The sequence below is a fragment of the Duganella sp. 1411 genome (genome assembly GCF_017833525.1).
Lineage (GTDB): Bacteria > Pseudomonadota > Gammaproteobacteria > Burkholderiales > Burkholderiaceae_D > Rugamonas.
Window position 1 is genome coordinate 774457 of record NZ_JAFICD010000001.1, and the last position, 25727, is coordinate 800183.

Annotated in this window: 24 protein-coding genes; 10 read left to right on the forward strand and 14 right to left on the reverse strand. The window is 66.5% G+C overall.

Going from position 1 to position 25727, the window contains the following annotated elements; all coding sequences use genetic code 11:
• Positions 1-5: 5 nt before the first annotated feature.
• From nadC to JOD97_RS03000, 3 genes are read right to left on the reverse strand one after another with little or no spacing between them, the layout of a single operon-like run.
• Entirely contained in the window at positions 6-872 is an 867-nt protein-coding gene (nadC, locus tag JOD97_RS02990) for a carboxylating nicotinate-nucleotide diphosphorylase (protein ID WP_209717109.1), read from the reverse strand.
• On the reverse strand, positions 872-2017 hold the full coding sequence (gene nadA, locus JOD97_RS02995; RefSeq protein WP_209713136.1) for a quinolinate synthase NadA: 1146 nt from the start codon (positions 2015-2017) through the stop codon (positions 872-874). The genes nadC and nadA overlap by 1 nt, the downstream gene beginning before the upstream one ends.
• 42 nt (positions 2018-2059) lie before the next feature.
• Positions 2060-3661 carry an ABC-F family ATPase gene (locus JOD97_RS03000; RefSeq protein ID WP_209713138.1) on the reverse strand — a complete coding sequence of 534 codons (1602 nt, stop codon included), beginning with the start codon at positions 3659-3661 and terminating at the stop codon, positions 2060-2062.
• 150 nt (positions 3662-3811) lie between these two features.
• Here JOD97_RS03000 and JOD97_RS03005 point away from each other — a divergent pair, with 150 nt between their 5' ends.
• The 3 genes from JOD97_RS03005 to JOD97_RS03015 all read left to right on the forward strand — a co-directional run bounded on the left by JOD97_RS03005 (position 3812) and on the right by JOD97_RS03015 (position 8807).
• Positions 3812-4150 carry a hypothetical protein gene (locus JOD97_RS03005; protein WP_209713140.1) on the forward strand — a complete coding sequence of 113 codons (339 nt, stop codon included), beginning with the start codon at positions 3812-3814 and terminating at the stop codon, positions 4148-4150.
• Positions 4151-4469: 319 nt separating this feature from the next.
• Positions 4470-8165 (forward strand): TonB-dependent receptor, encoded by a 3696-nt coding sequence (locus JOD97_RS03010; protein ID WP_209713142.1) that lies wholly within the window; start codon positions 4470-4472, stop codon positions 8163-8165.
• 126 nt (positions 8166-8291) lie between these two features.
• Positions 8292-8807 carry a hypothetical protein gene (locus JOD97_RS03015; RefSeq protein ID WP_209713143.1) on the forward strand — a complete coding sequence of 172 codons (516 nt, stop codon included), beginning with the start codon at positions 8292-8294 and terminating at the stop codon, positions 8805-8807.
• On the opposite strand, the gene JOD97_RS03020 is transcribed toward JOD97_RS03015, so the two are convergent.
• From JOD97_RS03020 to queE, 5 genes are all read right to left on the reverse strand, one after another.
• Positions 8808-9728: an LD-carboxypeptidase gene (locus JOD97_RS03020; RefSeq protein ID WP_209713145.1), complete on the reverse strand. Its 921-nt coding sequence runs from the start codon at positions 9726-9728 to the stop codon at positions 8808-8810.
• Positions 9729-9741: 13 nt separating this feature from the next.
• Positions 9742-10695, reverse strand: a complete 954-nt coding sequence (locus JOD97_RS03025; protein ID WP_209713147.1) for an alpha/beta fold hydrolase — start codon at positions 10693-10695, stop codon at positions 9742-9744.
• A gap of 110 nt (positions 10696-10805) precedes the next feature.
• Positions 10806-11297 (reverse strand): tRNA adenosine(34) deaminase TadA, encoded by a 492-nt coding sequence (tadA, locus tag JOD97_RS03030; protein WP_209713149.1) that lies wholly within the window; start codon positions 11295-11297, stop codon positions 10806-10808.
• Positions 11290-11736, reverse strand: a complete 447-nt coding sequence (gene queD / locus JOD97_RS03035) for a 6-carboxytetrahydropterin synthase QueD (RefSeq protein ID WP_209713151.1) — start codon at positions 11734-11736, stop codon at positions 11290-11292. Before queD ends, tadA begins: the two co-directional genes overlap by 8 nt.
• A gap of 11 nt (positions 11737-11747) precedes the next feature.
• On the reverse strand, positions 11748-12383 hold the full coding sequence (gene queE, locus JOD97_RS03040; protein ID WP_209713152.1) for a 7-carboxy-7-deazaguanine synthase: 636 nt from the start codon (positions 12381-12383) through the stop codon (positions 11748-11750).
• A 185-nt stretch (positions 12384-12568) separates the two neighbouring features.
• On the opposite strand from queE, the gene JOD97_RS03045 reads away from it, so the two are divergent.
• Together JOD97_RS03045 and JOD97_RS03050 are read left to right on the forward strand one after the other, a co-directional pair.
• The gene (locus JOD97_RS03045) at positions 12569-13411 is read left to right on the forward strand and encodes a sensor histidine kinase (protein WP_209713154.1); all 843 of its coding nucleotides are present in this window, start codon (positions 12569-12571) and stop codon (positions 13409-13411) included.
• A 58-nt stretch (positions 13412-13469) separates the two neighbouring features.
• Positions 13470-14504, forward strand: a complete 1035-nt coding sequence (locus tag JOD97_RS03050) for a diguanylate cyclase (RefSeq protein WP_209713157.1) — start codon at positions 13470-13472, stop codon at positions 14502-14504.
• A gap of 14 nt (positions 14505-14518) precedes the next feature.
• Here JOD97_RS03050 and JOD97_RS03055 read toward each other — a convergent pair whose 3' ends face one another.
• From JOD97_RS03055 to JOD97_RS03070, 4 genes are all read right to left on the reverse strand, one after another.
• Positions 14519-14767 (reverse strand): hypothetical protein, encoded by a 249-nt coding sequence (locus JOD97_RS03055; protein ID WP_209713159.1) that lies wholly within the window; start codon positions 14765-14767, stop codon positions 14519-14521.
• Positions 14764-15570, reverse strand: a complete 807-nt coding sequence (locus JOD97_RS03060; RefSeq protein WP_209713161.1) for a DNA/RNA non-specific endonuclease — start codon at positions 15568-15570, stop codon at positions 14764-14766. The genes JOD97_RS03055 and JOD97_RS03060 overlap by 4 nt, the downstream gene beginning before the upstream one ends.
• Before the next feature lie 209 nt (positions 15571-15779).
• Complete coding sequence (locus JOD97_RS03065) at positions 15780-15995, reverse strand: hypothetical protein (protein ID WP_209713163.1); 216 nt, start codon at positions 15993-15995, stop codon at positions 15780-15782.
• Between the two features lie 97 nt (positions 15996-16092).
• Entirely contained in the window at positions 16093-16758 is a 666-nt protein-coding gene (locus JOD97_RS03070) for an HAD family phosphatase (RefSeq protein WP_209713165.1), read from the reverse strand.
• 125 nt (positions 16759-16883) lie between these two features.
• Between JOD97_RS03070 and JOD97_RS03075 the strand changes: the two genes are divergently transcribed.
• Positions 16884-19274 carry a diguanylate cyclase domain-containing protein gene (locus tag JOD97_RS03075; RefSeq protein WP_229264164.1) on the forward strand — a complete coding sequence of 797 codons (2391 nt, stop codon included), beginning with the start codon at positions 16884-16886 and terminating at the stop codon, positions 19272-19274.
• Here the strand turns inward: JOD97_RS03075 and JOD97_RS03080 are convergent.
• Positions 19226-20215 (reverse strand): MBL fold metallo-hydrolase, encoded by a 990-nt coding sequence (locus tag JOD97_RS03080; protein WP_209713167.1) that lies wholly within the window; start codon positions 20213-20215, stop codon positions 19226-19228. The two genes, JOD97_RS03075 and JOD97_RS03080, sit on opposite strands and share 49 nt — an antisense overlap.
• Before the next feature lie 180 nt (positions 20216-20395).
• Between JOD97_RS03080 and JOD97_RS03085 the strand changes: the two genes are divergently transcribed.
• The 3 genes from JOD97_RS03085 (at position 20396) to JOD97_RS03095 (ending at position 23713) form a co-directional block, all read left to right on the forward strand.
• Positions 20396-21685, forward strand: a complete 1290-nt coding sequence (locus tag JOD97_RS03085; RefSeq protein WP_209713169.1) for an NCS2 family permease — start codon at positions 20396-20398, stop codon at positions 21683-21685.
• A gap of 378 nt (positions 21686-22063) precedes the next feature.
• On the forward strand, positions 22064-22522 hold the full coding sequence (locus tag JOD97_RS03090; protein ID WP_209713171.1) for an Lrp/AsnC family transcriptional regulator: 459 nt from the start codon (positions 22064-22066) through the stop codon (positions 22520-22522).
• A gap of 141 nt (positions 22523-22663) precedes the next feature.
• A complete protein-coding gene (locus JOD97_RS03095; RefSeq protein WP_209713173.1) occupies positions 22664-23713 on the forward strand; it encodes a diguanylate cyclase in 1050 nt (349 codons plus the stop codon).
• Here the strand turns inward: JOD97_RS03095 and JOD97_RS03100 are convergent.
• The gene (locus JOD97_RS03100) at positions 23695-24693 is read right to left on the reverse strand and encodes an NAD(P)H-binding protein (protein WP_209713175.1); all 999 of its coding nucleotides are present in this window, start codon (positions 24691-24693) and stop codon (positions 23695-23697) included. The genes JOD97_RS03095 and JOD97_RS03100 overlap by 19 nt on opposite strands.
• Before the next feature lie 94 nt (positions 24694-24787).
• On the opposite strand from JOD97_RS03100, the gene JOD97_RS03105 reads away from it, so the two are divergent.
• On the forward strand, positions 24788-25708 hold the full coding sequence (locus JOD97_RS03105) for a LysR family transcriptional regulator (RefSeq protein ID WP_209713177.1): 921 nt from the start codon (positions 24788-24790) through the stop codon (positions 25706-25708).
• Positions 25709-25727 lie beyond the last annotated feature (19 nt).

The following is a 25727-nucleotide window of genomic DNA, read 5'->3' on the forward strand; positions in this document are numbered from 1 at the left end:
ATATTTTAGTTGACAATTCGCAAAGAGTAGTCGGTGGCGCGTATGTCTTTTGTCAAGCTTCCGATCGAAATGCGGTGGACGCCGGTTTCGGCGATGGCGCGCACGGTGTCGGCGTTGATGCCGCCGGACGCCTCCAGCAAGGCCCGCCCGGCGTTGAGCGTCACCGCCGCGCGCATCATGTCGGTGCTGAAGTTGTCGAGCAGGATGGACACCGCGCCCGCCCCCAGTGCCTCGTTGAGCTCGTCAAGGCTCTCGACCTCGACCTGGATCGACACGCCCTTGTCGAGACGCTTGGCCGCCAGCACCGCGTTGGTGATGCCGCCGGCCGCGGCGATGTGGTTCTCCTTGATCAGGATGCCGTCGTACAGCGCCAGGCGCTGGTTTTGCCCGCCGCCCACGCGCACCGCGTACTTCTGCGCCAGGCGCAGGCCCGGCAAGGTCTTGCGGGTGTCGAGGATGGCCGCCTGGGTGCCGGCGACGATGTCGACGTACTGGCGGGTGGCCGTCGCCACGCCCGACAGCAGTTGCAGGAAATTGAGCGCCGCCCGCTCCGCCGTCAGCAGCGCGCGCGCCGGACCGTGGATCATGCAGACCACGCTGTCGGCCGTCATCTGGTCGCCCTCGGCGTACTTCCAGTCGACTTCGATGCCGGCCTGCATGCAATTCATCACGCCCTCGAACCAGGGCGCGCCGCACAGCACCGCGTTCTCGCGCACGATGACGCGCGCAGTGGCGCGCCCGCCGTCCGGCACCAGCAGGCCGGTCAGGTCGCCGCTGCCGACGTCCTCCAGCAGCGCGGCCAGCAGATTGGCCTCGAAAGCGGATTTGAGCGCGTCGTCGAACGGCGCGTGGGGATTTACCAGGGTACTCATCATGCGGGACCAATTCCTGAAAACAGTTGGGCTTCTTGCGCCAGGTCGGCGCCGGGCTGCACCCGGGCCTTCCTGGCGGCGGCGAAATCGAGCATGCGGTTGATCGACACCACCGCCTGGCGGCCGATCTCCGGGTCTACGTGGATCTCGTTGGCGCTGCCGGCGTCCATGTTCTCCAGCACGTCGGCCAGGTTCTGCAGGCCGTTCATCGCCATCCACGGGCAATGCGCGCAGCTCTTGCAGGTGGCGCTGTTGCCGGCGGTGGGCGCCTCGATGAAGCGCTTGCCGGGCGCGGCCGCGCGCATCTTGTGCAGGATGCCGTTGTCGGTGGCGACGATGAAGGTGTCGGCGTCCGATTCGACGGCGGCGTTGATGATCTGCGTGGTCGAGCCGACCACGTCGGCCAGCGCCACCACATTGGCCGGCGATTCCGGGTGCACCAACACCTTGGCGTTCGGATATTGCGCCTTCAGCAGCTCCAGCTCGACGCCCTTGAACTCGTCGTGCACCAGGCACGAGCCCTGCCACAGCAGCATGTCGGCGCCGGTTTGCTTCTGGATATACGACCCCAGGTGCCGGTCCGGCGCCCACAGGATCTTTTTACCCTGCGCGTGCAGATGGGCCACGATGTCGAGGCCGATCGACGAGGTCACCATCCAGTCGGCGCGCGCCTTGACGGCCGCGCTGGTGTTGGCGTAGACCACCACCGTGCGGTCCGGATGGGCGTCGCAGAACGCGGCGAACTCGTCGGCCGGGCAGCCCAGGTCGAGCGAACAGGTCGCGTCCAGGTCCGGCATCAGGATGCGCTTTTCCGGGCTCAGGATCTTGGCGGTCTCGCCCATGAAGCGCACGCCGGCCACGACCAGCGTCTTGGCCGGGTGGTCGCGCCCGAAGCGCGCCATCTCCAGCGAATCGGAGACGCAGCCGCCGGTCTCCTCGGCCAGGTCCTGCAGGTCGGCGTCGACGTAGTAATGCGAGACGAGCACCGCCTCCTTCTCCTTGAGCAGTTGCTTGATGCGGGCCTTGAGCGCGATGCGCTGGTCGGCCGTCGGTGTCGCTGGCGTGCGCGCCCACGCGTGGGCGGTGCAGCTGGCTCCGTCTTGTGGATGATCGTACTCGACGGACTTGATCTCTATGGTTTGCATGGTGTGATGAAACGTAGATTAAAACGGGTAAGCACCGGGCGCTTAGTCGATACCCTGGCTGGTCAGGTAGTCCTCGTAGTTGCCGCGGAAATCAACCACCTCGTTTTCCTTGATCTCGATGATGCGGTTGGCCAGCGACGACACGAACTCGCGGTCGTGCGACACGAAGATCAGGGTGCCGGCGTATTTTTCCAGCGCGATGTTGAGCGACTCGATCGATTCCATGTCCATGTGGTTGGTCGGTTCATCGAGCAGCAGCACGTTGTGGCGGCCCAGCATCAGCTTGCCGTACATCATGCGGCCCTTCTCGCCGCCGGACAGCACCTTGACCGACTTCTTGACCTCGTCGCCGCCGAACAGCAGGCGGCCCAGGATCGAACGCACGGCCTGGTCGTCGTCGCCTTCCTTGGTCCAGTCGCCCATCCAGTCGGTCAGCGTGACGTCCTTGGCGAATTCCTCGGTCGGGTCCTGCGGCATGTAGCCGACGTTGGCGTTCTCGGCCCACTTGACCATGCCGTGGTCGGCGTGCAGGCCGGCGATGTCGTCGCCGCCGATGCAGCGCAGCATGGTGGTCTTGCCGGCGCCGTTGGCGCCGATGATGGCGATGCGCTCGCCCGCCTCGACCATGATGCTGAAGTTATTGAACAGCTGGCGGTCGTATTTCTTGGAGATGCTGTCGACCTCGACGGCCAGGCGGTGCAGCTTCTTCTCGCCGTCGAAGCGCACGAACGGATAGGCGCGCGACGACGGCTTGATGTCGTCAACCTTGATCTTCTCGATCTGCTTGGCGCGCGAGGTGGCCTGGCGGGCCTTGGACTTGTTGGCGGCGAAGCGGCGCACGAAGTCCTGCAGCTCGGCGACCTTCTCTTTGGCCTTGGCGTTGTTGGCCAGCTGCTGGTTGCGCGCCTGGGTCGAGGCGAACATGTACTCGTCGTAGTTGCCCGGGTAGATCTTCAACGTGCCGTAATCCATGTCGGCCACGTGGGTGCAAACCTGGTTGAGGAAGTGGCGATCGTGGGAAATGATGATCATGGTGGAGTTGCGCTCGTTGAGCACGTCCTCCAGCCAGCGGATGGTGTTGATGTCCAGGTTGTTGGTCGGCTCGTCGAGCAGCAGGATGTCCGGATTCGAGAACAGCGCCTGGGCCAGCAGCACGCGCAGCTTCCAGCCGGGCGACACGTTGCTCATCGGACCCTGGTGCAGGTCGATCGCCACACCGGCGCCCAGCAGCAGCTCGCCGGCGCGCGACTCGGCCGTGTAGCCGTCGTATTCGGACACCTTGCCTTCGAGCTCGGCGGCCTTCATGTAGTCGTCGTCGGTCGCTTCGGGATTGGCGTAGATGGCGTCGCGCTCCTGCATCGCCGCCCACATCTCGGTGTGGCCCATCATGACCACGTCGAGCACGCGCATGTCCTCAAAGGCGAACTGGTCCTGGCGCAGCTTGCCGAGGCGCTCGTTCGTATCCAGCATCACGTTGCCGCTCGACGGTTCCAGATCGCCGCCCAGGATTTTCATGAACGTGGACTTGCCGCAACCGTTGGCGCCGATCAGGCCGTAGCGGTTGCCATCGCCGAATTTGACGGAGATGTTTTCGAACAGCGGCTTAGCGCCGAATTGCATGGTGATGTTAGCGGTGGATAGCATTCTGAATTGGGCTTTTCTTAATCAAATCATGCCGTTAGGCGGAAATGCAAGATTATACAGCACCCACCGCGTGGCGCCGGGCGACAGGCCGTAAAACACGGCGTACAATTTCGATAAGCCGAGGTTTTACCGCGCCACGAGGGGAAATCGATGGAAACGCGCATCGCCAGACTTGAAGAGTTCGCAATTGACGCCAAGGAGCGGCTGGCACGCATCGAGGCGCGCCAGACGGAGTTGGCCGCGCATCAATCGGAACTGGCCGCGCACCAGTCAGAACTCGCCAACAAAGTGGGCGCGCTGCAGGTGGAGATGCACAAGGGCTTCGCCGACATGATCAAATGGGTGGTCGGCACCGCGATCGTGCTGGGCGGCACCGCGCTGACGGTGATCACGTTCGTCCTCAACAACGCCACGCCCAAGCCTTCTCCGATGACCCCGCCCTCCGTTGTGGTCTACACCCAACCGGTGCCGGTCCAGCCGGCAAAATGACCAGCACTTTGCGCCGCTCTGAATCACGTAGGGCGGATTAGCGCGCAGCGCGTAATCGGCCATGTGTGCGCCGCCGACAACGCACGCATGGCCGATTACGGCGTTCCGCCTAATCCGCCCTACGTACAGGCCGATTCCCAAATCCGCCCGCCAATCCCCTTTTTCCGCCCAAACCGGTATCCCGCTCAACCCGGTGATTCTTTTCTATTTAGCAATCCGCGCGCCTGATTTCGCCACTAGACTAGCCACTAATATATTAGCCCGGCGAGCACGACCGGCTTAAAAAATATGGCCGCGAAGGCCAGTCAGGGAGACAGACATGCACAGCACCACCGACGGCGCGCGCGCCAAACCACTGAGCCTCAAACCGATCGCCTACGCGGTCTCGATCGCGCTGGCCTCGCTGGTCGCCGGCAACGGCGCCAGCGCCCAAGAGGCCAAGCCCGACGCCCAGGCGCCAGCCGCCGCCACCGACATCAAAACCGTCATCGTCCAGGGCCAGCGCGCCGCCCAGCAATCGGGCATCGAGCGCAAGAAGAACGCCGCCACCGCGATGGACTCGATCGTCGCCGACGACGTCGGCGCCTTCCCCGACCGTAACATCGGCGAGGCCATCTCGCGCATCGCCGGCGTCGCGCTCGACCGCGGCGACTTCGGCGAGGGCGTCAGCGTCGCCATCCGCGGCAACAGCGCCGACCTGACCCGCGTCGAAATCGACGGCCAGGGCGTGCAATCGGCCGGCGGCACCGACATGAACGGCGGCGGCAGCGGCCGCGGCGTCGAGTTCCGCTCGCTCTCGGCCGACCTGATCAAAAGCGTCGACGTCGTCAAGGGCGCCACCGCCGACATGACCGAGGGCTCGCTCGGCGGCGGCATCATCATCAAGACCCGCACCAGCCTGGACTTCAAGGAACCGTTCTACTCGCTGCGCCTGGCCGGCTCGCAAGGCTCGCTGAACAAGGACTGGTCGCCCGACACCAACCTGATCCTGACGCGCAAATTCTTCGACAACCGCTTCGGCGTCATGCTCAACGCGTCGACCTCGCGCGCGGTCAACGAGGCGCACTCGTCCGAGATCGCCACCACCCGCAACGCCGGCTACGCGCGCAACGTCGATTTCGACAACTCGCCCAACAAGACCTTCACCTACCAGCCAAGCACCTTGTCGGCCAACGACCCGGCCAGCACCGCGCCGACCCTGCGCTCGCCGCTGACGGCCGGCGGCTTCTTCGACCACGCCTCGCCGGCCGACATCCTGACCAAGTCGGCGGCGGCGCAGACCAAGGCGGCCTGCTACGCGGCCTTCCCGGCGCTGACCACGGCCCAGACCAACGCCATCAACGGCAATACCGCGCGCAACGCCGCCATCAACGCCCGCGGCAACGAGCTGCTCAGCTGCCTGAACCAGTGGAACGACTACACGCCGTCGCTGGTGCGCTTCCTCGAGAAGCGCCAGGAGGACAAGCGCGGCACCATCGACCTGCGCTTCGACTTCAAGGTGAATAACAAACTGACCGTTTACGGCAAGGTCAACTACGCGCGCCGGGAAGTCGACGACAGCAACCAAACCTACGGCCTGGGCGGCCTGAACACCAACCCGGCGACGGCCTACAGCCCGACCTACCAGGGCCCGACCTTCACCGACACCTCGGCCGGCGTGCGCAGCGCCGTGCCCGGCTCCGGCTACTACCTGTATGATGGCGCCAGCTACCGCGCCAACGCCACGCCGGCCGTCGGCATCGTCGCCAACGTCGACCCGCGCTCGGTGGTGGTCGACGCCAACCACCACGTGACGCAATACACGATCAGCGACGCCAACGTCAACACCGACCAGATCCACAACGTCATGAAGACCACCGACCGCTACTTCCAGACCGGCGGCACGTACAAGGACGGCGGCTTCGTGGCCGAATTCTTCGTCGGCGACGCCCGCTCGACGTGGCAGCGCGGCGACAAGCGCACCAACTGGAGCTACAACTACGGCCCGACGACGATGAAAGTGCTGCCGAACGGCCTGTGGACCTACGAACAGCCGGCCGGCAGCAGCTTCAACCAGGCCGATCCGACCATTTATGCGCAGGCGCGCCCCGCCGGCACCGACACCAAGGCGGTCGAGGCCGGTCCGAAAGGCCCGTACGTGCCGGCCTACACCATCAACCAGCAGCCGCTGATGACGCAGGCGCCGCAAATCTCGTTCACGCCGCGGATGGCCGAGACCAAGGAGCGCACCGCCAAGGCCGACTTCAGCTACGCGCTGGGCGAGCAGGTGCCGTTCTTCCGCCGCGTCAAGAGCGGCTTCAACTTCCGCCAGACCTCCGGCAGCAGCTGGGGCGCCGGCGGCTCGACCGTGCAATCGGCCGTCGGCGAGTTCGGCAAGCCGGGCTACGTCCCGGCCGTCATACTGCCGAGTGCCAACGTGCGCAGCTTCTTCTCCGGCTGCACCGACACCCCCGGTTCGCTGGGACCGGGCGGCAAGCCGTGCGCGACCGGCTACGTGCCCAACACCGACCCGGCCTCGGCGCGCTCGGGCAACACCTATATGACGCAGCAGCAATTCCTCGACATCATCGCCCAATCGATGACGCGGCCGAACACGCCGTTCTTCAACGGCATGCCGGACCGTCCGGCCGGCCTCATCAACGGCTGGAACCAGATCGACGTCGAAAAAGTCTTCTCGCTGGTGGGCACGCCCAACGTCAACTTCGACTGCGTCAAGGAATGCACGGCCAACGACGGCAAGGTCTACCAGCAGCCGGTCAGCACGTTCAAGGAGCGCACCACGGCGGCCTACCTGATGACCGACTTCGGCATGGACGAAATCCCGTTCACCAACAAGCGCCTGCCGTTCGGCATGGAACTGGACGGCAACTTCGGCTACCGCGTGGTGCGCACCAAGGTGCACGCCACCGGCGTGATGAGCTTCACCTCCATCATCAAGTCGCCGTCCTACGACCCGCTGAATCCGACCGCCGCCGGCGGCACCATCAGCGCCACCGCCAGCAAGCTGACCGCGCTCGACGCCAACACCACCGACTACCTGCCGATCCTGAACCTGTCGCTGTGGATGGTGCCGAACGAAGTGGTGCTGCGCTACAACCGCGCCAAGCAGGTCGCCCGTCCGCCGGTCAGCGCGCTGATCCCGGCCGGCACCTGCACCTACGACGAGCGCCGCACGGACGACGAGGAACAAACCTGCTCGGGCACCATCGGCAATCCCGCGCTCAAGGCCCAGACCAACCAGAACCAGAACCTGGCGCTGGAGTGGTATCCGAACGACGATTCGTCGTTCTCGATCGGCGCGTTCAGGCAAGTGGGCAAGGTCGGCGGCAGCACCGTGGTCGGCAAGAGCGCCGTCAACCTGTTCAGCGGCACCGGCCTGGTCGATCCGCAGACCGGCCGCCCGCTCGACAACCTGGGCTTCGACTACCGCACCTACGAGAACGGCGCCAACATCACCCGCACCGGCATCGAATACGGCAGCAAGACCGCGTTCACCTTCCTGCCGTGGCTGCTGCGTTACACCGGGGTCGACCTCAACTACACCAAGCTGCGCTCGAAGAACACCGACCAGCGCATGGTCGACCTGCTGACCGGCGAGGCGCTGCCGCCGGTGGGCGAATCGAAGTACACCTACAACGCCTCGCTGTGGTACGACGACGGCGCGTTGTCGATGCGGGTGTCGCTGCAAGCGGTCGGCCAGAAATTCAGCTGCATCGCCGCCTGCGGCGCCACCGGGGTCAACAACTACCCGAACGCGGCCGGCGGACGCACCACGATCACGCCGTACAACCCGGGCTCGCCGAACTTCAAGAACGCCACCCGTTACGTCGATGCCAAGATCGCCTACCGCATCAACAAAAACATGGAGGTGTTCGCCGAGGGACGCAACCTGAACCTGAGCTCGACCACCAACAGCCAGGCCCAGTACGCCCCGTTCGCCGACGGCACGCCCAACCTGCTCGACACCTCCTACGCCGGCCGCCGCATCATGATCGGCATGAACTTCAGGAACTAGCAACCGTTCACCAAGAGGAAGCGGTCTCCTTCCTCTCTTTGACAGCCCGGCCGCTCACGTGGCCGGGCTATTTTTTTTCCGGCCATTATCGATATAATCAGGACATCTCACCCTGGAAGGTATTCGATGAAAGCTTTGCTTGTTTTGCTGGCAATATCCGGTTCCGCGCTGGCCGATGATCGCGCCCTGCTCCACTGCCGCACCATCGCCGATGCCGCCGCCCGTGTCGCGTGCTACGACGCGATACCGGTGGCGCCCGCCGCCAGGGTGGAAGGAGGCGCAGCCGTTCCAGGCGCGACCGCCGCGCCGGCTCCACGCGCGGTCGCCGGGGCGCCGGCAGCGGCACCGGCGGCACCGGCGGCCAACACCGAGGCTGGCTTCGGACTCGACACGATGGCCAAGGACAGAACCGCCGACCTGAAATCGATCGAGAGCACCGTGGTCGGCAAGATCGAGGGCTGGGGCCCGACCACCCAGTTCAAGCTGGCCAACGGCCAGGTCTGGCGGGTGGTGGACGGCAGCTCCGAATGGTTCATGGAGCGCACCAATCCCAAGGTGGTCCTGAGCCGCAACGCGCTGGGCACCATCTTCTTCGAGGTCGATGGCGCCAAGCAGCCGCCGCGCGTGCGCCGCATCCAGTGATTACAAGGTCGGATAGTCGCCGATGCTCAGATCGAAGCCGCGCGCGTCCGACACCAGCCGCGCCATGCCGCCGTACGGCAAGGTGGCGCGGCGCTTGATGTGGCCGAACGGCAGCCCGGTCAGCACCGGCATCGGCAACCGTTGGCGCAGATAGGCCAGCATCGTCTCGAAGTCGTAGCCGTTTTCCAGCGCGCCTAATTGATAGCCGGAGAAGTCCCCCAGCACCAGCGCCCGCTGGCCGTCCAGCGCGCCGGCATACAACAACTGCAGCACCATGCGCTCGATCCGGTACGGATGCTCTGCGATGTCCTCGATATACACGATACCGTCGGCCAGCGCGTGGAAAAACGGCGTGCCCAGCAGGCTGACCATCATTGCCAGATTACCGCCCCACAACCTGCCGCCGACATCGACCAGCGGATTGTCGGCGCGGCCGTCGGCCACCTGGCCGCGCACGCTGTGGGTCGGGCCGCGCAGGCAATCCCAGAACTGGCCGATGGTGTAGGCGTCGGGCTCCTCGCGGACGAAGTCGTCGCACATCATCGGCCCGGCAAAGCTGATGCGGCCGGTCTGCTTCATCAGCGGCATCTGGAACGCGGTGAAGTCGCTGTAGCCGACGAACAGCTTGCCGCTGGCGGCCATGGCGCCGAAGTCGATCTCCGGCAACAGCCGGCTCATGCCGTACGAGCCGCGCAGCGCGATCACGACCCGCACGTCCGGATCGGCGGCGGCGGCGTTGAGCTGGGCCAGCCGGCCGGCGTCGGTGCCGCCGAAGCGCAGGTGGCGCCGCTCGTCGTCGTAATAATTATGGACCAGATAACCTTGTTGCTCGAGCCGGGCGATGCCGGCGGTCAGCGCGCGGGCGTCGGGCGCGGCGCCGCCCGGGGCAACGATCGCGATGCCGATGTTATTTGTCTTCAAAGGATGGGCTATTCTATTGTTGGTGGGTGCCGCTGCCGGCGCGGCGCGCGATCAGCGGGGCGATATCGGGCGTCATATTACCGCGCAGATGGTTGTCGAGCAAGGCGAGCAAGCGCTCGATCAACTGCGGCGGCAAGTCGTGGCCCATGCCCTCGATCACCTCCAGCCTGGCGCCGGGAATGGCCTCGGCCGTGTCGATGCCGCAGGCCAGCGGCACCAGCGGATCGGCGGCGCCGTGGATGACCATGGCCGGACAGGCGATCTTGCGCAACAGCGGCGTGCGGTCGCCGGAGGCGACGACGGCCACCATTTGCCGGGCGATGCCGGCTGCGGCCGGGTCGACGCTGCGGTTGAGCGCCCGTTCGATATTTCCGCGCAGTACGCGCTCCGGCGTCGGAAACGACGGGCTGCCGATGGTGCGGAACACGGCGACGGCCTGGTCGATGACGGCCTTGCGGTCGCCGCCGTTGGCCGGCCCGCGCATCAGCGCCGCACGCGCGGCCGCGGTCGGCCCCGGCAGCCCACGGCGGCCGCTGCTGGACATGATCGAGGTCAGGCTCAGCGTGCGCCCGGCGAAGCGCGACGCGAAGATCTGCGCGATCATGCCGCCCATCGACGCCCCCACCACGTGCGCGCGGGCGATGCCGAGCGCGTCGAGCAGGCCGCGCGCATCATCGGCCATGTCGTGCAAGGTGTAGGCGGGCGACTGGCGCCAGCCGACCAGCGACTTGAGATAGGCCAGCATCAGGTTGGGTTTGCGGAACTGGTCGAACTTGCTGGACAGGCCGATATCGCGGTTGTCGTAGCGGATCACGTAATAGCCCTGCTCCACCAGGCCGTCGACCAGGTCTTGCGGCCAGGAGATCAACTGCATGCCCAGTCCCATGATCAGCAACACGGGGGTGTCGCGCGGATTGCCGCTGGCTTCGTAGCTGATGGTGATGCCGTTTGCTTTTACGGTGGCCAAAGCGGTCTCCCAGGGGGGCTGATGGTGGTGCCATCGACGCGGCGCGCGTCGTGGCTTGAGCATACCATTTTTGCCGTGGTCTGGAAACGCGTGCGCGCCCCCGGGGACGCCTATTCCACGGCGGGGCGCCGGGCGGCGGCCGCGGCGGCGCGGCGGGCCGCGAAAAAACGCTTCAGCATGGCGCCGCAGGCGTCGGCCATGACGCCACCGCTGACCTCGGTATGATGGTTGAGCCGCTCCTGGCCGAACAGGTCGACCACCGAGCCGCAGGCCCCGGTTTTGGGATCGGTGGCGCCGTACACCACCTTGGCCAGGCGCGCGTGCATCATCGCGCCGGAGCACATCACGCACGGCTCGAGCGTCACGTACAGCTCGCAGCCCGGCAGGCGGTAGTTGCCCAGCGCCTCGGCGGCCGCGCGCAGGGCGACGATTTCCGCGTGCGCGGTCGGATCGTGCTTGCCGATCGGCTGGTTGTAGCCGCGCGCGATCACCACGCCGTCCTTGACGACGACGGCGCCGACCGGCACCTCGCCCAGATCCCACGCGTGCTGCGCCTGTTCCAGCGCCAGCCGCATGAAATCATCGGACATGGCCTCAGGCATCGGTGATCTCGGCCCAGCAATTGGGCGTCTCGTGCAACACCAGCTTGTGCAGGTGCAGGCCGGTGCCGTAGCGGTCGGTGTAGGCCGCCTTCAGGATGGCGAACGCCACATGGGCCAGGTTTTCCACCGTGGGAATGCGGTCGATGACGACCGTCTTATGGCCCGGCAGGGTCGCCAGGAAATCGCGCACGGCGGCGTCCTTTTCGTAGACGATGAAGGCGTGGTCCCAGACATCGACCAGATGCTCCTTGGCCAGCGCCTTGATGTCGGAAAAGTCCATGATCATGCCGTTGTCGGAATTGCCCTCGGCGGTGATGATGTTGCCGGTCAGGGTGATTTCCAAGGTGTAGCGGTGGCCGTGCAGGTTGCGGCACTGGCTCTTGTGGTCGGGAATGCGGTGGCCGGCGTCGAATTCCAGCTTGCGGGTAATAGTCAGCATGACATCTTTTCTTAGGGTATTTGTAAAAGTTTATGGGTTTGCAGGCTCAGCTTCCATTTCGGATTGCGCTTGCAGGTCTCGATCGCCAGTTTGGTGTTGAACGCGGCCAGCGGGCCGTCCATCGCCTGCACATAGAAGTGCTCGAAGTCAAGCTGTTCGTAGGCGGCCAGGTCCTGTCCCGTCTGCGGAATGACGACCTTGATCTCGCTGCCCCGGGTCACCACCAGGGTCGAGCCCATCTTGGGGCTGACGCAGATCCAGTCGACGCCGTCCGGCACCGGCAAGGTGCCGTTGGTTTCGATCGCGATCGTAAAACCGGCCGCGTGCATGGCAGCGATCAGCGCCGGGTCCAGCTGCAGCAGCGGCTCGCCGCCGGTGAACACCACGTACTTGCTGGCCGGATGGCTGGCCGGCCACAGCGCGTCGATGGTGGCCGCCAGCGCCTCGGGCGTCTTGAACTTGCCGCCGCCCTCGCCGTCGGTGCCGACGAAATCGGTGTCGCAGAACTGGCAGACGGCGCTGGCGCGGTCGGCCTCGCGGCCGGTCCACAGGTTACAGCCGGAAAAACGGCAAAAAACCGCCGGACGGCCGGCGTGCGCGCCCTCGCCCTGCAGGGTGTAAAAAATCTCTTTGATGCTGTAAGTCACGATAGTTCCTGATTGGACAACCCTCAATTATATCCCACGCGACACTTTTCGCCGGTTTCCGGTAGAAGTTGACTTTGCACAATGCTGCTCTGAGGCAACCAAGGTATTTTCACTGGGTGGCGACGTCTTTCATGCAACCGACAGGTGCAGCCGGACCGGCGCCCGCCTACAGGGGACGATACACCATGAGCCACGTACCGCAAGTCATCCAGATCGATATCGTCGTCGCCGGCGCCTGCGTGCTGGCCTGGCTCGCCGTGCTGCTGCTGTGGCGGCAACGGCGCGAGCGCAGCGCCTTCGGCCGGATCGAGGCGCGCCTGCGCACCCACCTGGCGCAGGAGCGCGGCAGCCGCGCGCTGACCGAGCAGGCGCTGGCCGACACCCGCCGCCAGGTCTGCCACCTGAGCAAGAGCCAGCAATCGCTGCGCGACGCCGACCGCCGCCGCATCGCCCGCGACCTGCACGACGACCTCGGCCAGCACTTGCTGGCGATGAGCTTCGAGCTGGGCGCGCTGGCCGAGCAGCATCCGGCGCTGAAGGAGGCGCTGCAAAAAGTCGACGAGCGCGTCGCGCAAACACTGCGCTCGATGCGCGCCATCGTACGCGATTTGCAGCCGGAGGGTCTGAGCGAAGGCCTGCGCGGCGCGGTCGAGCAGCAGGTGGCGCAGTTTTCGCGCCTCAGCGGCATCGCCTGCCAGCTCGACGCCGACGCCATCGCCACCGACGGCAAGGTCGTCGGCGGCGGCATGGACAAGGTGGTCTACCGCATCCTGCAGGAGTCGCTCAGCAACATCGCCCGCCACGCCCAGGCGTCGCAGGTCTCGGTCGGCATCCGCCGCGCCGAGGACCGCCTCAGCCTGACGGTGCGCGACAACGGCATCGGCATCGGCGCGGCGCAGGCGCCGGCGCGCGGCGGCAACGGCCTGCGCGGCATGGCCGAACGGGTCTCGGAAGCCGGCGGCCAGTTCGACGTCGCCACCGCCCCGGGCATGGGCACGGCGCTGACGATGTCGCTGCCGCTGCAGTAGCAGGCGCACGCCCCCCCTTATCCAGGCTCAGCAGTATCGATCTCCAGCAAAGGCAGTCATGAACAACACGCCCAAGATTCAGCATGTGATGGAATACCCGCCGGCGGACCAGCCGCACGGGTTCGCGCTCAAAATGATGGAGTTGCTGGTCATTCCGACGTTCGTGCTCGATTGCCACGGCAAAGTCGTCATCTGGAACCGCGCCTGCGAGCGCCTGACCGGTGTCGAGGCTTGGGAGGTGCTGGGCACCGCCGACCACTGGAAAGGCTTTTACCACGATCAGCGCACCACCTTGGCCGACCTGGTCATCCAGGGCCGCGGCGCCGAACCGTCCCGCCCGGGCCAGACGGCGCGCCGGGTCGGCCCCGACGCCAACCTGCGCGCCGAGAACTGGTGCGACATGCCGCGCATCGGCCGCCGCCGCTACCTGGCCGCCGACGCCAGCCCCGTGGTCGACAACGACGGCAAGCTGATGGCGGTGATCGAGACGCTGCGCGACGTCACGGACGAAAAATGCGCGCAGGTGGCGCTGGAACAGCTGGCCACGCGCGACGGCCTGACCGGCCTGGCCAACCGCCGCTGTTTCGACAACACCTTGCACGCCGAGTGGCAGCGCGCGCTGCGCCAGCAACAGCCGCTGTCGCTGCTGATGGTCGACGTCGACAACTTCAAGCAATACAACGACGCCTACGGCCACCTGGGCGGCGACGAATGCCTGCAGCGCATCGCCAAGGCCGTCGCCAGCGAGATGCGCACCAACGACCTGGTGGCGCGCTACGGCGGCGAGGAATTCGCCGTGATCCTGCCCAACCAGGCGCTCAAGGGGGCGGCCATCGTCGCCGAGCGCATCCGCTGCCGGGTCGAGCAGCTGCACTTGCCCAACCTGGGCAGCGAGCGCCATGTGGTGACGGTGAGCATCGGCGCGGCCACCGCGCTGGCGGCGCCCGACAACGACCCCAGCCAGCTGGTGGCGGCGGCCGACTCGGCGCTCTACCGCGCCAAGCACATGGGCCGCAACCGCATCAGCCTGCCGTCGGCCGACGGCGACTTGGCGGCGGCCATCATCGAGGCGGTCAAAAAACCCGCCGGCTGACGGCGGCCCCGGGCTTACTCGAACGGATTGGCCACCGTCTGGTTGGCCGGCGCCGGCAGCCGCTCGGGCAACTCCCGCGCCTCCAGCGCCGCCACCACGTCGCCCAGCAGCCGGTGCAGCGCCCGGGCGTCGGCCAGGCCGGCGCGGTCGGCGGTCAGGTCGACGTCGCCGCTGAGGGTGACCCGGTCGACCCGGTTCTCGATCGTCAGGCGGCCGATGTTGAGCACGTCGGACGCGTTGGCATACGGGACAAAACTGTTCATTGCCGATTCCTTTCCTTGCGTTGCCGGATATTGGGCAGCGGCAGCAGCGCCGCCTTCTCGCCCGTCGACAACGACGGTAACAGATCGATGCCCACCTTGCTTTCCAATTGCGCCACGCTCATCGTCTGGTACGCCGCGCCGGCCCGGTTTTCGACGAAAAAGGCGGCGCCGGCGCGCTGGCGCGGGCTGTACACCAATTTGTACAGATGGGTCGGCACCAGCACGTTGCCGATTTTTTGCAGGTCGCGGCCGATGAACGCCGGGCCGGTGATGACGTACAGGTCGCCCTCCTTCTGCGCCAGCTTGCGCACCACGGCCTCGATGCCGGCCCACAGGTGGCGGTTGTTCTCGGCGTCCTGCGGCACCATGTTGGCCAACGTGAAACTCTCGTGCTGGGTGCGGCGGTCCGGCATGTCGCCGTTGGGCGCCATGTGGCCGCGGTCGTAACCGCTGCGCTCATAATCGTCGAGTTCGGCGCGCGCGCCGGGCGGCAGGCGCGGCTCGGCGTGGAAGCTGTTTTCGCGCGACAAGGTCTTGGCGGCGGCGAGGTTGCCGGCGGTCAGGTGCTCGGCCGACCACAGCGGCGTGCGCGTGACGCCCGAGTGCATGACGCCGAACACGCCGTAGCACAGCTCGGTCGTCGACACCGCCATCTTGCGGTTGTCGATCTCCGGCAGCCGGCCATCGTAGTAGTGGGAGGGGCAGCCGGCCTGCATGGCCAGCGCGACGGAAGAAAAAGCGGACAGGCCGAGCAGGCCGCAAGCGATGGCCGTCGCGGCCATGCTTCGTTGCAACAAATTCATATTTCCCTAGGGCAGATTTTGGAGGCGGCATTCTAGCGGACCGCGCGCCAAACCAAAAGAGCCCAAACAAAAAGGGCCGAACCCGTCAGGATTCGACCCTTTCAAAACATCCGCCCTACCAGAGGCCTTGTTTTATATTTCCATTGCTTTAACACTGCTTGTCATTTTACATTGTTTTCCACCCCTTGGGTGAAAATTTTGACAACGCCTTACGACGCCTTGTTGCGGCGCGTGGTGTTGCGCCGGCGGTGGCCGGTGCCGGTGCGGCCGGCCGGCTGCTTGGTCTCGCCGGCCTCGGCCCGCTGCTTGTTGACGATCCGCGCCGCCACCTCCTCCTCGCGGCCGGGATAGCGTCCTTCCTGTTCGAACTTGTGTTCCAGCTCCTTGTACTCGTGCTCGCGCTTGGGGCTTGCTCCTCGGGGCATGATGGACTCCTTTCGTCAGAACATGATCGGCATCTTGAAAGGCCATGCTACTGAAAGCCCGCCGCGGATGTCGCACGGCTGCCACGCCGCATCGCTGTTACGCTTGTCGGTCTTGCGCCGACAACAGCGCTTCTATCTCGGCCAGCAACGCCGGCATCGAGTCGACCACCCGGTAGGCGCCGGCGAAATCGTGGCCGCGCGTGAGCGCGCCGCGCACCACGATGCAGCGGATGCCGGCCGCCATCGCCGCCTGCAGCCCGCGCGGCGTATCCTCGACCACCAGCGCGTCGGCCGCCGCCACGCCCAGCCGCTCCAGCCCCAGCAAATACGGTTCCGGCGACGGCTTGCTGTTGGCGTAGGATTCCTGCGTGAGCACGAATTCGAAGTGCCGGCGCAACGGCAAGCGGCTGTGGATGATGTCGAAGTGTTCACGCAGCGAACTGGTGACCACGCCCATGCGCACGCGCGGCGCCAGGCTGGCGAGCACCTCGGCCACGCCGTCGATGGCCGGGATATGCTCGGACGCCAGGCGCCGCGCGTGGTCGCGGTCGCGCTGCGCGCGCCGCTCGACGATGCGCTGCGCGCCCAGGGCCGGCTGCAGCAAATGCCAGGCGCCGCAGTTGTCGGCCAGGTACAGGTCGAAGAAGTGCTGCTCGGTCAACTCCAGGCCAAGCGGTCTGAACAATTCCCGGTTGGCCTCGTAAAACAGCCGTTCGGTGTCCACCAACACGCCGTCGTTGTCCCACAAAATCGCTTGCAGCATACTCCGCATCCCTTGTAAAGGCCGGCGGGCGGCTGGTGTCGCCCCCCCGGCGGCATCGATTGTACCCGCTGGTCTTGGCTGTCAGGGTATGCAATACTAGTTTCATCGCATACACAAAGAGCGACATGGCCGTTTTCACCCGACTTCCGCGCAGTCTCAAGTTCCGCATGACCGGCGTCGTCGTCATGCTCGTGCTGGCCGCGACGATGACCGTGGCCTGGGTGGCGCTGGTGCTGGCCGAGCGCGACATGAAAAGCGTCATCGGCGACCAGCAGTACGCGCTGCTGTCGTCGGCCGCGGCCCAGGTCGACGCCCAGTTCACCGCCAGGCAGGCGCTGCTGGCCAGCCTGGCCGACACCGTGGCCGAAAGCGACGGCGCCAGCGCCGAGGGGATGCGGGCCTTCGTCGCCCGCCACCCGGTGGCGCGCGCCCGCTTCCTCAACCTGCACATCTATAACCGCGACCGCATGCTGTTCAATACCACCGGCGACGGCGTCGCCGCGCTGGACCCGGGCGCGGCCGCCCACGCTTATTTCGAGCGTGCGCTGGCGGCCGGCAAGCCGGCCATCTCGCCGCCGTTCAAAAGCATCCTGACGGGACGGCCGGCGATCATGCTGCTGCACCCGGTGCTGGACGCCGGCGGCCGCGCCATCATGCTGCTGTGCGGCAGCATCGACCTGACCAGCCCCTCGTTCACCGAACAGGTGGCGGCGCAGAAACCGGGCAAGACCGGCTACACCTATATGATGACGGCCGACGGCGTGGTGCTGCACCACCCCGACCCGGCGCTGCTGCTCAAGCGCCTCAGCGAGCGCCCCGGCCACAGCGACGCCACCGCACTGGCGCTGGCGGGCTTCCAGGGCTGGACCGAAACGCGCGGGCGCGACGGCGTGCCGGCCATCTATTCGTTCAGGCGGCTGCGCGCGACGGACTGGATCATCGGCGCCCGCTTCCCGCTGGAGGAGGCGTTCGCGCCGATGATCGCCATGCGCCACAAGGCCATGCTGGCCGCCGGCGCCTTCGCCGCCGTGGCCGGGCTGCTGGCGTGGGTGGCGGTGCAGTGGATGCTGCGCCCGCTGGGCCGGCTGCGCCGCGACATCGGCGACATCCGCGGCGGGCGCGCCGACATCGGCGTGCTGCAGCGCGGCCGCGCCGACGAGATCGGCGCCCTGAGCGTGGCCTTCCACGAGCTGATGGCCGAGCGCGAGGCGGCGCAGGCGTCGATCCGCGACAGCGAAGCGCTCATCAGCAGCATCCTCGAGCGCGCGCCCGACGCCTTCGTCAGCTGCGAGGCGAGCGGCATCATCACCAAATGGAACGCCGCCGCCGAGCGCAGCTTCGGCTGGCGCCGCGACGAGGCGATCGGCCGCGACATCGCCGAGCTGATCGTGCCGCCGGCGGCGCGCGCCCAGCACGGCGCCGGCATGCGCGCCTTCGCCGGCGGCCAGGCCGGACGCCTGATCAACTCGCGCGTGCGGGTCTCGGCGCTGCACAAGGACGGCAGCGAGGTGCCGGTCGAACTGTCGCTCGGCGCGCTGCGCCACGACGGCGCCTACCACGCCACCGCCTTCCTGCACGACATCACCGAGCGCGTGGCGTACGAACGCAAGATCGCCGCCAGCGAACAGCGCCTGCGCACGCTGGCCGACAACCTGCCGGTGCTGATCGCCTATCTGGACCACGCGATCACCTTCCGCTTCGTCAACGCCACCTTCCAGCACTGGTTCGGCATGGACCCGGCCAAGATGCTCGGCCGCCATCTGGTCGAGGGCATCGGCAACGGCCAGTACGCGCTGGCGCAACCGCACCTCGAGCGCGCGCTCGGTGGCCACAACGCCACCTACGAGCACACGGCCAGGATCGACGGCGGCGTCCACACGCTCGAAACGACTTTCGTGCCGGAGCTGGGCGCCGACGGCGGCGTGGTCGGCATCTATTCGCTGACCCACGACACCACGCGCCTGAAGGAGATCGAACAGCGCCTGACGCAGCTGGCGCGCAGCGACACGCTGACCGGCATCGCCAACCGCCTGATGTTCGAGGAGAGCTTGCAGCAGGCGATCGTGCGCGCCAAGCGCCAGCGCCAGCCGCTGGCGCTGGCCTACCTCGACATCGACCATTTCAAGGCCATCAACGACACCCACGGCCACGGCGGCGGCGACGACGTGCTGAGGGAATTCGCCGCGCGCCTGGGCGCCAACGTGCGCGCCTCGGACACGGTGGCGCGCGTGGCCGGCGACGAATTCATCATCATCTTCGAACAGGTGGCGCACGTCGAGGAGGCGGCGCGCCTGGCGCTCAAGATCGTCGAGGCGATCCGGCGGCCGTTCACGGTGGCCGACACGCTGATGGGCGTGACCACCAGCATCGGCCTGGCGCTGCACGCGGGCGAAGGCGAATCGGCCGCCGAACTGGTGGCGCGCGCCGACAGCGCGCTGTACGCGGCCAAGCACAACGGCCGCGACGGCTACGCCATCGCCGGCCAGGCCGCCAGTTCGATCTCCATGCCGTCGTAGGCGGACACCACCTCCAGCGGCGTCTCGCCGGTGGCGTCGGCGTAGCGCCGCGTCTCGGCCAGCACGCCCGAGATGCGGGCGTCGTCGTAGATCGGCTCGTGGTGGAACAGGCACAGCGTGCGCACCCCGGCCAGCCGGCACAGCTCCACGCCCACCGCGCCGCTCGAATGGCCCCAATCGGCCTTGGCCGACACGCACTCGGCCAGCGAATACATGGCGTCGAAGATCACCAGGTCGGCGTCGCGGAAGAACTCGACGAACGCGCCGCGCCCGGCGGCGTCGTCTAGCTTGTGCTCGGAATCGGTGCTGTAGACCATGGCCTGGCCGCCCTGCTCCAGCCGGTAGCCGTATGAATCGCCGTGGTGCAGCTGGCGCTTGGCCGTCACCGTCACGTCCTTGATTGTCACCGGCACGCCCGGCTCCATGGTCACGAATTCGATGGTCGCCGCCAGTTGCTCGAAACCGACGGGGAAGCCGATCGGTTCCTGCTGGCGCCGGAACGCCGTCTCCAGCTCCGCGTGGCAGCCGTAGATGACGATGCGGTTGCCGGGAATATACGCCGGCGTAAAGAACGGAAAGCCCATGATGTGGTCCCAGTGCAGATGGGACATGAACACGTGGTAGGTCTGCGGATGGGCCGGGCCGTAGCGCGCCAGCTTGGCGCCCGCCAGCGGCCGCGCGCCGGAACCCAGGTCGAGGATGATGTGGTCGCTGGTGGCCGCCGGGTCCCAGGCTTCGACCTCGACGCAGCTGGAATTGCCGCCGTAGGTACCGCGCACGTCGAAGCCCAGGTCGTTGTCGACGTAGGACGCGACCTTCTCGGCCGTATCGAGGTCGCGGCCGATCGCGCCCTCCAGCGCGGCGACCAGCTTGGCGCGGATATGGCGGTGGTTCAGCGACACCGGCAGCGAGCCGCGCGCGCCCCAGATACGGGCTTTCATGAGGCGATTTCCATGGTGGTGCGATGGTCCCGTACAGGTAAAAGGCGCCGGATTGAAGGGTTTGCCGTGACGATGAAGCAACTAGTAGTATCAAACAGGCAGCGGATTTTGCATTTTGACACCTTTGTGTCCAATATGCAATCCCGAAGACAAGGACGCGTACGTGTTATTCTTCGCCCCATGTCACTGAACCAATTCTTCAAGCTTGCCGAGCACGGCACGAATGTCCGGACCGAGGTGGTCGCGGGCGTCACCACCTTCCTGACGATGGCCTACATCATCTTCGTCAACCCCGCCATCCTGGGCGACGCCGGGTTGCCGAAGGACGCCGTGTTCGTCGCCACCTGCGTGGCCGCGGCGCTGGGCACGCTGATCATGGGCCTGTACGCCAACTATCCGATCGGCATGGCGCCGGGCATGGGCTTGAACGCCTACTTCGCCTACGCCGTGGTGCTCGGCATGGGCGTGCCGTGGCAGACGGCGCTCGGCGCGGTGTTCATCTCCGGCTGCCTGTTCATCGTCGTCAGCGTGTTCAAGGTGCGCGAGCATATCGTCAACGGCATTCCGCACTCGCTGCGGGTCGCCATCACCGTCGGCCTGGGCCTGTTCCTGGCGCTGATCGCGATGAAAAGCGCCGGCCTGGTGGTGGCCAATCCGGAAACCCTGGTCACCGTCGGCAATATGCACAATCCGCACACGCTGATGGCCATCTTCGGCTTCCTGCTGATCGTCACGCTGGACCGGCTGCGCGTGCCGGGCGCGCTGTTGATCGGCATCGTCGCCGTCACCGTGCTGAGCTTTTTCTTCGGCGGCAACACCTTCAAGGGCTTCATGTCGCTGCCGCCATCGATCGCGCCGACCTTGTTCCACTTCGACCTGGCCGGCGCCATCTCGATGGGCTTGTTCAACGTGGTGCTGGTGTTCTTCCTGGTGGAGCTGTTCGACGCCACCGGCACCTTGATGGGCGTGGCCAGCCGCGCCGGCCTGCTGGTCAACGGCAGGATGGAGCGCCTGAACAAGGCGCTGCTGGCCGACAGCTGCGCCATCGTGGCCGGCTCCATGCTGGGCACTTCCAGCACCACCGCCTACCTGGAAAGCGCGGCCGGGGTGCAGGCCGGCGGCCGCACCGGGCTGACCGCGCTGGTGATCGCGCTGCTATTCCTGGCCGCGCTGTTCTTCGCGCCGATCGCCGGCGTGGTGCCGGCCTACGCGACCGCGCCGGCGCTGCTGTTCGTCGCCTGCCTGATGCTACGCGACCTGGTCGACGTCGACTGGAGCGACACCACGGAAAGCGTGCCGGCGGCGATCACCGCGCTGGTGATCCCGTTCACCTACTCGATCGCGCACGGCATCGCCTTCGGCTTCATCACCTACGCCGGCCTCAAGCTGCTGACCGGCCAGGCGCGCCAGGTCAAGCCGGTGGTGTGGGTCATCGCCATCGTCTTCCTGATCAAATACACCCTCACGTAGGCGCCGCGAAGGCGTCTCGCGGATCGCCAGGACGCCGATGAGGTTGTGCAGGCGCATGCGGCACAGCACCAGCGGGTCTCCCTCCGGCGCGGCCAGCCGCAGCGACACCTCCAGCCCGTGCGCGCCGGCGGTGGCGCGCAGGTCGCGCAATTCAATGCCAAGGCGGCGCACGACGGTCAGCGCCGCCTCCAGGGTGGCGATGGCGGCATCCGGTTCGATGCGAAATCGGTAGTTTTTGTATGCGGTATTCATGCCAACAGAATATCCCGGAGCGCTCGAAATAGGCTTCCTGAATTGTCGCCGGTTCGCCCCAACTCCAGAAGATCGTCCCGCCGCATGTAAAATCCATGGAATATTCATCTCAACAAGGACGAAGCCATGGAAATCGACGAAATCGACCGCCGCATTTTGCGCGAACTGCGCCAGGACGGCCGCCTGAGCAATACAAAACTGGCGGAAAAGGTTGGGCTGTCCACCACGCCGTGCTGGAACCGCGTGCGGGCGCTGGAGGAAGGCGGCATGATCGAGGGCTACACCGCGCTGCTGAGCCAAACCGCGCTCGGCTATCCGGACACGGTCATCATCGAGGTCACGCTGGACCGCCACGACGACGACATCTTCGAAAAGTTCGGCCAGGCGCTGGCCGAGCTACCGGAGGTGATGGAAGCGTATTTATTGACGGGCGAATACGACTACCTGATCAAGGTGGCGGTGGCCGGCACGGCCGGTTACGAAGAGTTCCTGCGACGCAAACTGTACAAGCTGCCCGGACTGCGGCACAGCCGCTCGACCTTCGTGCTGCGCTGCCTGAAACGCACGTATTCCGTCACCCCTTGAAGCGGTCGCCGCCGAAATTGCCGTTTAGTAATTATGCGTAAATTAATGCAACTTCTGCGATTTTGCCCATATTTACACCAGTATCACTGTTTTTTCCGCACCACAAGATTTATACTCGTGGGAAATTCTATGTGATAGTGCATGCGTAAACTCTTTGCTTATTCCTATTTTATTGGTGATCCAGAACAGCAACGGCAATTTTTTGCCGAAGGCCATCCGGTCGTCATCCTGACCCAGGCCTTCGGACTGATCGCCTGGCTGTGCGCCGTCGGCTTGCTGTTGGCGCTGGGCGGCAACGGCCACGCGCAAGCGCTGCTGGGCGCGCCGGGCATGTTGATCAGTCTGCTCATGACGGTGCGCGCCCGCTCGCTGACCCAGCTGATCGTCACCGGCGTGCTGGGCGCCCTCACCACCGCCGTCGCCTTCCGGCTGTTCGTGGACCAGTGCGCGCAGCCGGTGTTCTGGGTGCTGCCGATCGGCGTGGCGATGGCGCTGGCGGCGGCGCCGGTGTTTAGCGGCCTGGTCAACTACATCGGCACCGCGGTCGCCATCTGGCTCATCCTGGCCTGGGGCAACTTCCCCTCCGCGCCGGGCCAGTTGGATTTCTATCTGGCGCTGGTGGCCGTCGGCGGCAGCCTGTTCATCGGCATCTACCTGAACATCTATTTCCTGACCCTGCGTGTGCGCAATTTCCGGGCGCGCAAGGAATTGACAACCTTGGCCTTCAAGGACAGCGTCACCGGCTTGAACAACCGCCGCAAGTTCACGCTCGACGCCCGCGCCGCCCAGCAGCTGCACCCCGAGCTGCATTTCCTGATGATCGACATCGACGATTTTAAAAAGATCAACGACACGCTCGGCCACGACGCCGGCGACGAGGTGCTCAAGAAAACCGCCGCCGTCATCGGCCGCCTGTCGGCCGGGCACCTGTGCGGACGCCTCGGCGGCGAGGAATTCGGCGTCGTCTTCCGCGGCGACCTGGCGGCCGCCTGCGCCTTCGCCGAGCGCCTGCTGCATGAGGTGCGCGCGGCCCACCTGCCGGTGCGCACCGTCAGCATCGGCATCGCCGAATTCGACAAACAGGCCGACCTGTCGGTTAGCTACCGCCACGCCGACCAGGCGCTGTATTCGGCCAAGCACGCGGGCAAGAACTGCTACATCGTCGGCTCGCCTCAGCGCGCGCTGACCTGACGCGGCGCGGGCGCCACCTCCCCGCCCAGGCACCCCATGCCTTCGAGCGTGGCGCGCATCGCCGTATCGAGCGGCGTGTGCGGCTCGCCGCCCAGCGCCGCGCGCAGCCGCGCGTTCGACATCCGCACCGGCTGGCGCCACAGGTAGCGCATCTCGCGCAGCTCGCGCATCACCGGCACGAAGGGCGACGCCAAGTTCACCAGCCACCACGGAAAGGCCTTGGCCTTGAGCTCCGGCCGGCCGGCGGCGCGCGCGATGGCGGCCACCATCCGGGTGCCGTCGGCATCCCAATGACCCTCCATGTGATATGTCGCGAAAGCCGGCAACGCGTCGCCCTGTTCGATCAGGCGCAGCATGGTTTCGGCCACGTCGGGCAAATAGGCCCACTGGTGGCCGACGCCGGGGGCGCACGGGTTGCTGATCGACGTTACCGGCCTGCCCGGCTTGACCAGGCCTTGCGCCAGCCAGCTGTTGCCGGCCCCCGCGCCGAAGAAATCGCCGGCCCGCACGATCAGCGTGCGCACGCCGTCGTCGGCGGCGGCACGCAGGCGTTTTTCCAGCTCGACCCGAATCGCGCCCTTGCGGGTGAGCGGACGCTGGGGCGAGTCCTCGCGCACGTCGGGAAAAGCGTCCGGCCCGTAGTTGTAGACCGTCCCCGGCAAGAGTACCCGGGCGCCGCCGGCGCGCGCGGCGGCGATGGTATTGTCTATCATCGGCAGCACCAGCGCGCCCCAGTTGCGATAGCCGGGCGGGTTGACCGCGTGGACGATCAGCCCCACGCCGCGCGCCGCGCCGACGACGGCGTCGCGCTCCATCGCGTCCCCACGCAGCCACTCGAAGCCGTCGCCGGCGACGGCCAACCGTTCCGGCGCCCGGTGCAGCGCCTTCACACGCCAGCCGCGCGCCACCAATCGGCGGGCGACCTCGCCGCCGATGCCGCCCGTCGCGCCCAACACCAGTGCGGTTTTGTCCTGTTCCATGCTGTTCTCCATTTGGTTGTCGATGGAGCCAGTGTGGGAGACCGGCAGCTAAAAGAAAATTACCGAAAGGCGCATAGCCGCTATACAATTTCGTATGACCACCGCCGAACCTAATTGGGATCTTTATCGCTCCTTCCTGTCCGTGCTGCGCGAAGGCTCGCTTTCCGGCGCCGCGCGAGCACTGGGACTGACCCAGCCCACCGTCGGCCGGCACATCGACGCGCTCGAGCAGGCGCTGGGCATGTCGCTGTTCACGCGCTCGCAGGCGGGCTTCATCGCCACCGACGACGCCTGGGCGCTGCAGCCTTACGCGGAAACGCTGGCCGCCACCTCCGCCGCGCTGCTGCGCGCGGCCTCGGCCCGGGGGCGCGGCGTCGACGACACCATCACCGGCAGCGTGCGCGTGACGGCCAGCGAGGCGATGGGAGTGGAGGTGCTGACGCCGATGCTGGCGCGCCTGCGGGACAGCCATCCGGGCATCACGGTCGAACTGTCGCTCTCCAACCGCATCGAGAATCTATTGAGGCGCGACGCCGATATCGCCGTGCGCATGCAGCGCCCCGAGCAGGATGTGCTGGTGGCGCGCCGCATCGGCAATATCGATCTGGGATTGCACGCGCACCGCGATTATCTGGAGCGGCACGGCACGCCGCGCACCTGGGAAGACATGGCAGGCCATGCGCTGATCCGCGTCGACACGGAGAACGCCTTCACCCGCAAGCTCGCGCCGCTGCTTGCCGGCTTGGCGTCCAGCCGCGCCGCGCTGCGCAGCGACAGCGATCTGGTACATCTGTCGGCGATCCGCGCAGGCATGGGCATCGGCATCTGCCAGGTGCGCCTGGCGCAGCGCGATCCGGCGCTGGTGCGGCTGCTGCCCGACCTGCTGACGATCCCGCTCGACACCTGGCTGGCGATGCACGAGAATCTGCGCACCAACCCCGCGTGCGCCGCCACCTTCGCCGCGTTGGCCGAGGCGCTGACCGCCTACGCGGCCGGCACGGCGTTCGCCGGCTAACGGTTAGCCCGAAACCACG

Excerpts from the sequence above, each read along its gene's own strand:
- nadC (WP_209717109.1), bottom strand. The coding sequence starts at position 872 with ATGAGTACCCTGGTAAATCCCCACGCGCCGTTCGACGACGCGCTCAAA.
- nadA (WP_209713136.1), bottom strand. The coding sequence starts at position 2,017 with ATGCAAACCATAGAGATCAAGTCCGTCGAGTACGATCATCCACAAGAC.
- JOD97_RS03000 (WP_209713138.1), bottom strand. The coding sequence starts at position 3,661 with ATGCTATCCACCGCTAACATCACCATGCAATTCGGCGCTAAGCCGCTG.
- JOD97_RS03005 (WP_209713140.1), top strand. The coding sequence starts at position 3,812 with ATGGAAACGCGCATCGCCAGACTTGAAGAGTTCGCAATTGACGCCAAG.
- JOD97_RS03010 (WP_209713142.1), top strand. The coding sequence starts at position 4,470 with ATGCACAGCACCACCGACGGCGCGCGCGCCAAACCACTGAGCCTCAAA.
- JOD97_RS03015 (WP_209713143.1), top strand. The coding sequence starts at position 8,292 with ATGAAAGCTTTGCTTGTTTTGCTGGCAATATCCGGTTCCGCGCTGGCC.
- tadA (WP_209713149.1), bottom strand. The coding sequence starts at position 11,297 with ATGCCTGAGGCCATGTCCGATGATTTCATGCGGCTGGCGCTGGAACAG.
- queD (WP_209713151.1), bottom strand. The coding sequence starts at position 11,736 with ATGCTGACTATTACCCGCAAGCTGGAATTCGACGCCGGCCACCGCATT.
- JOD97_RS03045 (WP_209713154.1), top strand. The coding sequence starts at position 12,569 with ATGAGCCACGTACCGCAAGTCATCCAGATCGATATCGTCGTCGCCGGC.
- JOD97_RS03050 (WP_209713157.1), top strand. The coding sequence starts at position 13,470 with ATGAACAACACGCCCAAGATTCAGCATGTGATGGAATACCCGCCGGCG.
- JOD97_RS03055 (WP_209713159.1), bottom strand. The coding sequence starts at position 14,767 with ATGAACAGTTTTGTCCCGTATGCCAACGCGTCCGACGTGCTCAACATC.
- JOD97_RS03060 (WP_209713161.1), bottom strand. The coding sequence starts at position 15,570 with ATGAATTTGTTGCAACGAAGCATGGCCGCGACGGCCATCGCTTGCGGC.
- JOD97_RS03065 (WP_209713163.1), bottom strand. The coding sequence starts at position 15,995 with ATGCCCCGAGGAGCAAGCCCCAAGCGCGAGCACGAGTACAAGGAGCTG.
- JOD97_RS03070 (WP_209713165.1), bottom strand. The coding sequence starts at position 16,758 with ATGCTGCAAGCGATTTTGTGGGACAACGACGGCGTGTTGGTGGACACC.
- JOD97_RS03075 (WP_229264164.1), top strand. The coding sequence starts at position 16,884 with ATGGCCGTTTTCACCCGACTTCCGCGCAGTCTCAAGTTCCGCATGACC.
- JOD97_RS03080 (WP_209713167.1), bottom strand. The coding sequence starts at position 20,215 with ATGAAAGCCCGTATCTGGGGCGCGCGCGGCTCGCTGCCGGTGTCGCTG.
- JOD97_RS03085 (WP_209713169.1), top strand. The coding sequence starts at position 20,396 with ATGTCACTGAACCAATTCTTCAAGCTTGCCGAGCACGGCACGAATGTC.
- JOD97_RS03090 (WP_209713171.1), top strand. The coding sequence starts at position 22,064 with ATGGAAATCGACGAAATCGACCGCCGCATTTTGCGCGAACTGCGCCAG.
- JOD97_RS03095 (WP_209713173.1), top strand. The coding sequence starts at position 22,664 with ATGCGTAAACTCTTTGCTTATTCCTATTTTATTGGTGATCCAGAACAG.
- JOD97_RS03100 (WP_209713175.1), bottom strand. The coding sequence starts at position 24,693 with ATGGAACAGGACAAAACCGCACTGGTGTTGGGCGCGACGGGCGGCATC.
- JOD97_RS03105 (WP_209713177.1), top strand. The coding sequence starts at position 24,788 with ATGACCACCGCCGAACCTAATTGGGATCTTTATCGCTCCTTCCTGTCC.